The sequence below is a fragment of the Rhodococcus sp. HM1 genome (genome assembly GCF_023218075.1).
Taxonomy (GTDB): domain Bacteria; phylum Actinomycetota; class Actinomycetes; order Mycobacteriales; family Mycobacteriaceae; genus Rhodococcus.
On record NZ_JALPTB010000032.1, the window covers coordinates 68,221 to 76,025 of the forward strand.

Genomic DNA, 7,805 nt, shown 5'->3' on the forward strand with positions numbered 1-7,805 from the left:
GTGCGTTTCACGTCGGGTGCGTCGATGTCGCCCGATGCGACCGGGTTCGCGCACATCGTCGACGACGGCGGCTATCCGTGGGCGGTGCAGCGCTTCCTGACCGGCCGGTCGGCCGGGCCCTCCCGTCGCGTGGACCTGCCCGTCAGCGGTCCGGTCACGCGGATCCAGCACTCCGAGGACGGCCGGTGGCTCGCGCTCGAGGTCGCTCCCGACGCCGGCACCCGCACCCAGGTGTGGGTGGTGCAGACCGATCCGGATGACCGCAGCGCGCGGCGGCTCGACACCGCCGATGACGGCTCGACGGAACTGGTGTGCTGGGACGGTCCGCTCGTCGCGGTGACCGCGACCGATGAGGAGGGTGTCGCCGAATCCCGGCTGATCGATCCGCAGACGCTGGAGTCGGTCGTGCTCGATCGCCGAGTCGGTGGACATCTCGTGGATTCGTGGGACGGTTCGGCACTGCTGCGCGTCGGGCCACGCGGACATCGCGAGCTGTTGCTGCTGCGCGCCGACGGAACACGGACACCGTTGCTGCCCACCGATTTCGGATCGACCACCGATGCCGGGGTCATCCTCGACGACCACCGCCTGCTCGGCGGGCTGGACCGGTACGGGTCCCCGTGGGCGTCCAGCGACGGTGAACCGACCCGCTACGTGCGGGCCGTGGTGCGCAGCGATCACGGTAGCGAGTTCGCGCGACTGCTGGGTGTCGCCGTGTCCGACGAGGGCGTGTCGTACCGGGTCCTTGCCGAGCGGCCCGACGCGGACCTCGACGAGTTCGCCGTCAGCGAGGACCACACGACCGTGGCCCTCCTGTGGAACATCAAGGGACTCAGCGAATTACAGATGCTCGACCTGAGGGACGGCTCGCTGGCGCCGCCGATCCTGTTGCCCGGGCTCGTCGCGTCGGAGCTCTCGCTCAGCGCGACCGGCGCGCTGCTCGCGGTGACGGTGGAGGGCCCGGGGATGCCGCCGTCGGTCGAACTGGTCAATCCCCGTTCCGGCGACTGGGTTCCGGTCGAGCATGCACGCACCCGCATCGACCCGGCGGTGGCACCGGAGCTGCTCGAATTCGAGGCTCGGGACGGAATGCCGTTGTCCGGCTGGCACTATCGCGGCGGGAGCGAGCCGGGACCGGTGATGCTGTACTTCCACGGCGGCCCGGAGGCCCAGGAACGGCCCGGGTACAGCGACTACTTCCCCGCCCTGGTGGACGCCGGGATCACCGTGTTCGCACCGAACGTCCGGGGATCGGGTGGATTCGGGCGGACGTTCATGCACGCCGACGACCGGTACGGGCGTTTCGCCGGCATCGACGACGTCGCGGACTGTGTGCAGTTCCTCGTCGAGCGGGGCATCGCCGACCCGGCGCGGATCGCGTGTGCCGGCCGCTCCTACGGCGGGTATCTCACGTTGGCGTCCTTGACCTTCCATGCCCCGCTGTTCGCCGCGGGCGTCGCGATCTGTGGCATGAGCGACCTCGAGAGCTTCTACGCCAACACCGAGCCGTGGATCGCGGCCGCAGCCTACCCGAAGTACGGGCATCCGGTCCACGACCGGGAACTGCTGCAGGAGCTCTCCCCGATCCACCGGATCGACGACCTGAAGGCTCCGCTGCTGGTGGTGCACGGCGTGCACGACACCAACGTGCCGGTCGGCGAGTCCGAGCAGATCGTCGCGGCCGTGCACGCCCGCGGCGGCGTCGCGGATTTCCTCCTGTTCGACGACGAGGGCCACGAGATCGTCAAGCGGGAGAACCGCCGTGCCCTGGCCTCGGCGATGGTCGACTGGCTCACCACACACCTGGGAGTGAGCCGGGTCGAGGAGGCCGCACGATGAGCGTCTCGTTCGAACAGCTCGTGGCGTGGCGGCGCGATCTGCACGCACACCCCGAACTGGGGTTCGCCGAGCACCGCACGACCGCGGTGGTCCGCGACCATCTGCGCTCACTGGGCCTCGAGCCGGTGACCTTGCCGCGCGGGACCGGACTGTGGTGCGACGTGGGTCCGCCGAGCGCGCACTGCATCGCCTTGAGGGCGGACCTCGACGCGCTGCCGCTGACCGAGGCCACGGGTCTGCCGTTCGCGTCGACGGTGCCCGGGGTGTGCCACGCGTGCGGACACGACGCGCACACCGCGATCCTCATGGGAGCGGCCGCCGAGCTCGCCGAAGACCCTCCGCCCCACCGGGTCCGGTTGATCTTCCAACCCGCGGAGGAGGCGACGCCGGGTGGCGCGCTCGAGGTCGTCGCGGCCGGGGTGCTCGAGGGCGTGTCGAAGATCTTCGCCCTGCACTGCGCCCCGCAGTTCCGGGTCGGCATGCTCGCGACCCGGGCCGGACCGATCACCTCGTCGAGCGATGCGGTGACGGTGCGCTTGTCGTCCGCGGGCGGGCATTCGGCGCGGCCCTATCTGACCGGCGACCTGATCCACGCCGCGGCGGTGCTGATCACCGGCCTGGCGTCGGTGCTCGACCGGCGCGTCGACGCGCGCAGCGCTACGGTCCTGACGTGGGGCAGGATCTCGGCGGGGTACGTGGGCAACGCGATCCCCGAGTCCGGGGAGCTGGTCGGGACGCTGCGCAGCGCGTCCCACGCGACCTGGGCGAGTCTCGAACCCCTCGTGCGGCGCACCATCGGCGAACTGCTCGCGCCGTACGGGGTCGGGCACGAACTCGAGTACGTGCAGGGCGTTCCTCCGGTCGTCAACGACCCGGATTGTGCCTCGGACCTGCTCGAAGCGATCGAGACGGTCGTAGGGCTGGACAACCTCGCCGAGGCCCAGCAGTCCAGCGGCGGTGAGGATTTCGCGTGGTACCTCGAAAAGATCCCCGGCGCGATGGCGCGGCTCGGCGTCTGGGACGGGGTCGGGCCGCGCTGCGATCTGCACCGCCCCGAGTTCACCCTCGACGAACGCGCCCTCGTGCACGGGATGCGCACCTTCGTCGCGCTGGCCCGGAAGGGGTGACGCGGCCGACGGGCATGACCCCGACAGCGTCGGCGCGGTCGGCCCCGCTCAGTCGACGAGCGAGGCAACCTCGTGATCGGTCAGGGTCGTCTGCGGCACCCGGCCCGCGTTGCGGGCCAGTTCGACCGCCCGGTACAGCGGCCGCTCCCCCACCGCCGCGCTGCGCGCCTCGGCCCGCAACTGTTCGACGAGGACCGACGACACCGCGGCGGCCGGCGCCACCTCGGCGGTGGCGAGGGCATCGGCGAGCCGACGCAGCGCGAGCACGTCGAGTTCGCGTCCGCCGCCGTCCGCGTACAACGCCAGCGGCACCGACACGAGCCCGTGCTCGCCGTCGTTGACGCGGAGGATCACCTGACTCACTCGCGCGACACGCACGAGCAACTCGACACCGGCCAGGTGCCGCAGGTCCACGCTGCGCGAACGAACCGGTCCCGACGCCACGAGCACCGTGCCGTCGAGGCGCAGATGCCGGCGGGTCACGACGAATGCGCCGACGGCAGGAGGCAGCCCGAACAGCAGCCCGAGCGCGATGGCGATCGACGTCGGCACGAACAGCCACGCCACCCCGGCGAGCACGATGCCGAGGAGCACCGATGCGAGCGCGACGCGGCGGGCACGCGGCAGCAGGAGGTGCGGCGGCAGCAGGTCGAGGGACACGGATTCGGGCGCAGGCCCGTCAGTCCCCGGCAACGACCTCACCCACGCGCGCGACTGCATCGGCGAGCGGCACGGTCTGCTGCTCGCCGGTACGCAGGTCCTTCACGACGATCTCGCCGGCCTCGAGTTCACGATCGCCGAGGACCAGGGCGACGACGGCCCCGGACTTGTCGGCGGCCTTCATCGCGCCCTTGAGTCCGCGTCCTCCGTAGGCGAGGTCGACGCGGATGCCCGCGCCGCGGAGCTTGTGGGCGAGCGGAACCAGTGCGGACTTGGCGGCGTCGCCCATCGGCACGCCGTACACCTCGCAGCGGGCCGGGGTGGCGGCGCTCTTGCCTTCGGCGGCGAGCGCGAGGATCGTGCGGTCCACACCGAGACCGAACCCGATACCCGACAGCGGCTGTCCGCCGAGCTGCTCCATCAGGCCGTCGTAGCGGCCGCCGCCGCCGATGCCGGACTGGGCACCGAGGCCGTCGTGCACGAACTCGAAGGTGGTCTTGGTGTAGTAGTCGAGGCCACGGACCATGCGCGGGTTGACGACGTAGGGCACCCCGAGTGCGTCGAGGTGGCTCAGCACCTCGTCGAAGTGGGCCTTGGCGCTGTCGGACAGGTGGTCGAGCATGAGCGGCGCGTCGGCGGTCATCTCCCGCACCTGGGGGCGCTTGTCGTCGAGCACACGCAGCGGGTTGATCTCGGCGCGGCGGCGAGTCTCCTCGTCGAGCGGCAACCCGAACAGGAACTGCTGCAGCAACTCCCGGTACTGCGGCCGGCAGGTCTCGTCGCCGAGCGAGGTGACCTCAAGGCGGAAGCCTTCCAGTCCCAGGCTGCGGAAACCGGCGTCGGCGACGGCGATGACCTCGGCGTCGAGCGCGGGATCGTCGACGCCGATCGCCTCCACGCCGACCTGCTGCAGCTGCCGGTACCGGCCGGCCTGGGGCCGCTCGTACCGGAAGAACGGGCCCGAGTAGCTGAGCTTGACGGGCAGCTGGCCGCGGTCGAGACCGTGCTCGATGACCGCGCGCATCACACCGGCGGTGCCCTCGGGGCGCAGCGTGACGGACCGGTCGCCACGATCGGCGAACGTGTACATCTCCTTGGTGACGACGTCGGTGGATTCGCCGACACCGCGCGCGAACAATCCGGTGTCCTCGAAGATCGGCAGCTCGATGTGCCCGTACCCGGCCAGACGCGCGGCCCGCGTCAAACCGTCGCGCACGGCCACGAACTCCGCGGACTGCGGCGGAACGTAATCCGGGACACCCTTCGGGGCCGAGAACGTGGAGACCTTGCTCACCTGTCGCTGCTTTCTCTCGTCGGAACGATGTGCGTGTGGGCCCGGATCAGCGGGTGCCGGCCAGGCCCGTCAGGAAGGGGTTCGACACCCGCTCCCGACCGATCGTGCTGGACCGTCCGTGCCCCGGAAGGATGTTCGTGGCGTCGTCGAGCACCAGCAGTTTCGCGGCGAGCGACTCGAGCAGCTGCTCGTGGTTGCCGCCGGGCAGGTCGGTGCGGCCGATGGACCCCTCGAACAGGGTGTCGCCGGTCAGGGCGACCGGAACCTCGGTGCCGTCGGGGGTGGTTGCGACGGTGCGCAACACCACCGATCCCTGGGTGTGGCCGGGGGTGTGGTCGACGACGAAGCGGATCCCGGCGTGCTCGATCTCGTCGCCGTCGGCGAACTCGATCACCTCGTGCGGCTCGGTGAAGGTGGCGCCCTGCAGGAACGGTGCCAGGCTCGAACCGAGTCCGACTCCCGGATCGGTGAGCATGTGCCGGTCGCCGGGGTGGATGTAAGTGGGGATGTCGTACCGGTCCGCGACCACCTGCGCCGACCAGATGTGGTCGAGATGCCCATGGGTGAGCAGTACCGCGCGCGGACTCAGGTCGGATCCGGTGAGGAACTCGTTCAACGGTTCGGCGGCGTCCTGACCGGGATCGACGACGACGCACTCCTTCGAGTTGTCCTGCGCGAGGATGTAGCAGTTGGTCTGGAACATCCCGGCGGGGAATCCGGTAACGAGCACGAGCATCGCTCCTACGGTGAGGGCAGTTCTGGGGGCCCCTATAGCCTAGGTGCAACGCCCGGTCCGCCCGCTTCCAGGTTCGGGTGGCAAACTCGATCCGGCCTGACTTCACAGCTCAGCCACGACCGACGGGTTACGGGAGGACTACAGCAGTGCCGAGCAACGCACAGCGGCGCCAGGCCGCGAAACGCAAACTCGAACGGCAGCTCGCGCGCCGTGCGGAGCGTGAGCGCAAACGCCGCCAACGGAACATCGGTCTGACGGCCCTCGGGGTGATCGTCGCGATCGGTGTGGGCGTCACGCTGTGGGCGGTCAACCGCGGCGACGACGAGAGCGCCACCACCGCCGCCGGCGAGACCGAGCAGAGCTCCGAGTTCGCAGCGATGCCCGCCGGTCGCGCCGAACCGCTGCCCGAATCCGTGAACTGCGCATACCCGGCCGACGGGCGCGAGCCCTCGCGGCCGGTGGAGCCACCGCGCACCGAGGGCATCCTCACCAGCGGCGAGGCCAACACCGACATCAGCGTCAGCGTCGAGACGACGCAGGGGAACATCGGGTTGATCCTGCACAACTCGGATTCGCCGTGCACGGTCAACAGTTTCCTGTCCCTCGCCTCGCAGGGATACTTCGACAACACCGAGTGCCACCGGTTGACGACGTCGCCGTCGCTGCAGGTGCTGCAGTGCGGTGACCCGACCGGTACCGGCAGCGGCGGGCCGGGCTACGAGTTCGCCAACGAGTTCCCCACCGACCAGTTCGCGGCCGACGACCCGGCCTCGCAGGAGCCGATGACCTACCCGCGCGGCACCCTGGCGATGGCCAACGCCGGCCCGGGCACCAACGGCAGCCAGTTCTTCCTGGTCTACGGGGATTCGATACTGCCGCCGCAGTACACGGTGTTCGGTACGGTCGACGAGACCGGACTGGCGACACTCGACAAGATCGCCGCAGAAGGTGTCGCCGGCGGCGGCGCCGACGGCAAGCCGGCCCTGGCGACGTCCCTGACCAGCGTGAGGATGGACTGATGGCCCGCACCCGAACTCGTCTCGCGGTCGTCGCCGCCGGCGCAGCACTCCTGCTGGCCGGTTGTTCCGACGACGGCACCGACACCGCCACGACCACCACCCGTACGGCGACGGCCACCCAGGCTGCGCCGACGTACACGGGCGCGCTGCCCGAACGTCCCGCCGCGGGCGACCCCGTCGACTGCAGCTACATGCCGGACGGCGAGGCCGCGAAGGACGTGACGCCGCCGCAGGGAAGCGGGGTGAGCACCGCGGGATCGCCGACGGTGACGATGACCACCAGCGCGGGCCCGATCGGGCTGACGCTGGATCCGGCCGCCGCACCGTGCACGGTCAACAGCTTCGTGTCGCTGGCCGAGCAGGGCTATTTCGACGACACACCCTGCCATCGTCTCGTGACCTCACCCGGCCTGCAGGTGCTGCAGTGCGGCGACCCGTCCGGCACCGGCCGGGGCGGCCCGGGCTACGGATTCGACACCGAATACCCGGAGACCGCGTTCGCACCGACCGATCCCGCGCTCTCCCAGCCCGTGGTGTACCCGCGGGGCACCGTCGCGATGGCGAACACCGGGCAGCCCGGCAGCAACGGAAGCCAGTTCTTCCTGGTCTACGAGGATTCGCAGCTTCCGCCGGCGTACACGATCTTCGGCACGATCGACGAGGCCGGTCTCGCGACCATCGAGAAGGTCGCGGCCGCGGGCGACGACGGCTCGATGGGCAGCGTCGGTGGCGGTGCCCCGAACCTGCCGGTGCAGATCGAGACGGTGACCGTCGCGTCCTGAGCACGGTGACATTCCGAGTGCGGTGGCGGGACGGTGCCTTCCGAACGGAAGGCACCGTCCCGTCCGGCTCCCCGGCCGGCTTCCTCTGTGGCCGGTCACCGCACGCCCGGTCCGGGTGCGGGACAACTCCCGCTTCCTGTCCTAACCCCGGCGAATCGGATATCGTGCCGTTGCTGTGACCCCACATCCCTCGACGGTGCCCACCCGCGATCGGACACCCCGCCGCCGCGCGCGCCGGGGCAGCGTGCTGCTCGCCACCGCGATTCTCGCCGCGGGATGCGCGGCCGACAGCGACGCCGCGGGCACCCCGTCGACGACCGCGCTCACCTCGTCCCCCACCTGTCTCTT

7 protein-coding genes are annotated in these 7,805 nt (G+C 70.7%); 4 read left to right on the plus strand and 3 right to left on the minus strand.

All coding sequences use genetic code 11. The annotated features are described in order from the left end of the window. The first annotated feature begins 24 nt into the window (after positions 1-24). Positions 25-1,839: a S9 family peptidase gene (locus tag M1M07_RS17610; protein WP_248675022.1), complete on the plus strand. Its 1,815-nt coding sequence runs from the start codon at positions 25-27 to the stop codon at positions 1,837-1,839. Further along, positions 1,836-2,966 carry an amidohydrolase gene (locus M1M07_RS17615; RefSeq protein WP_197251060.1) on the plus strand — a complete coding sequence of 377 codons (1,131 nt, stop codon included), beginning with the start codon at positions 1,836-1,838 and terminating at the stop codon, positions 2,964-2,966. Before M1M07_RS17610 ends, M1M07_RS17615 begins: the two co-directional genes overlap by 4 nt. 48 nt (positions 2,967-3,014) lie before the next feature. On the opposite strand, the gene M1M07_RS17620 is transcribed toward M1M07_RS17615, so the two are convergent. The 3 genes from M1M07_RS17620 to M1M07_RS17630 are packed head-to-tail and all read right to left on the minus strand — an operon-like array spanning position 3,015 to position 5,650. Continuing rightward, positions 3,015-3,686 carry a hypothetical protein gene (locus tag M1M07_RS17620; RefSeq protein ID WP_248675023.1) on the minus strand — a complete coding sequence of 224 codons (672 nt, stop codon included), beginning with the start codon at positions 3,684-3,686 and terminating at the stop codon, positions 3,015-3,017. Further along, a complete protein-coding gene (hisS, locus tag M1M07_RS17625; protein WP_197256323.1) occupies positions 3,646-4,920 on the minus strand; it encodes a histidine--tRNA ligase in 1,275 nt (424 codons plus the stop codon). The genes M1M07_RS17620 and hisS overlap by 41 nt, the downstream gene beginning before the upstream one ends. Positions 4,921-4,966: 46 nt before the next feature. Beyond that, positions 4,967-5,650, minus strand: coding sequence for an MBL fold metallo-hydrolase (locus M1M07_RS17630; RefSeq protein WP_197256325.1), 684 nt, complete (start codon positions 5,648-5,650; stop codon positions 4,967-4,969). Between the two features lie 152 nt (positions 5,651-5,802). Here M1M07_RS17630 and M1M07_RS17635 point away from each other — a divergent pair, with 152 nt between their 5' ends. Beyond that, positions 5,803-6,675: a peptidylprolyl isomerase gene (locus M1M07_RS17635; RefSeq protein ID WP_197256321.1), complete on the plus strand. Its 873-nt coding sequence runs from the start codon at positions 5,803-5,805 to the stop codon at positions 6,673-6,675. Then, positions 6,675-7,457 carry a peptidylprolyl isomerase gene (locus M1M07_RS17640; protein WP_248675024.1) on the plus strand — a complete coding sequence of 261 codons (783 nt, stop codon included), beginning with the start codon at positions 6,675-6,677 and terminating at the stop codon, positions 7,455-7,457. The genes M1M07_RS17635 and M1M07_RS17640 overlap by 1 nt, the downstream gene beginning before the upstream one ends. The last annotated feature ends 348 nt before the right edge of the window (positions 7,458-7,805 follow it).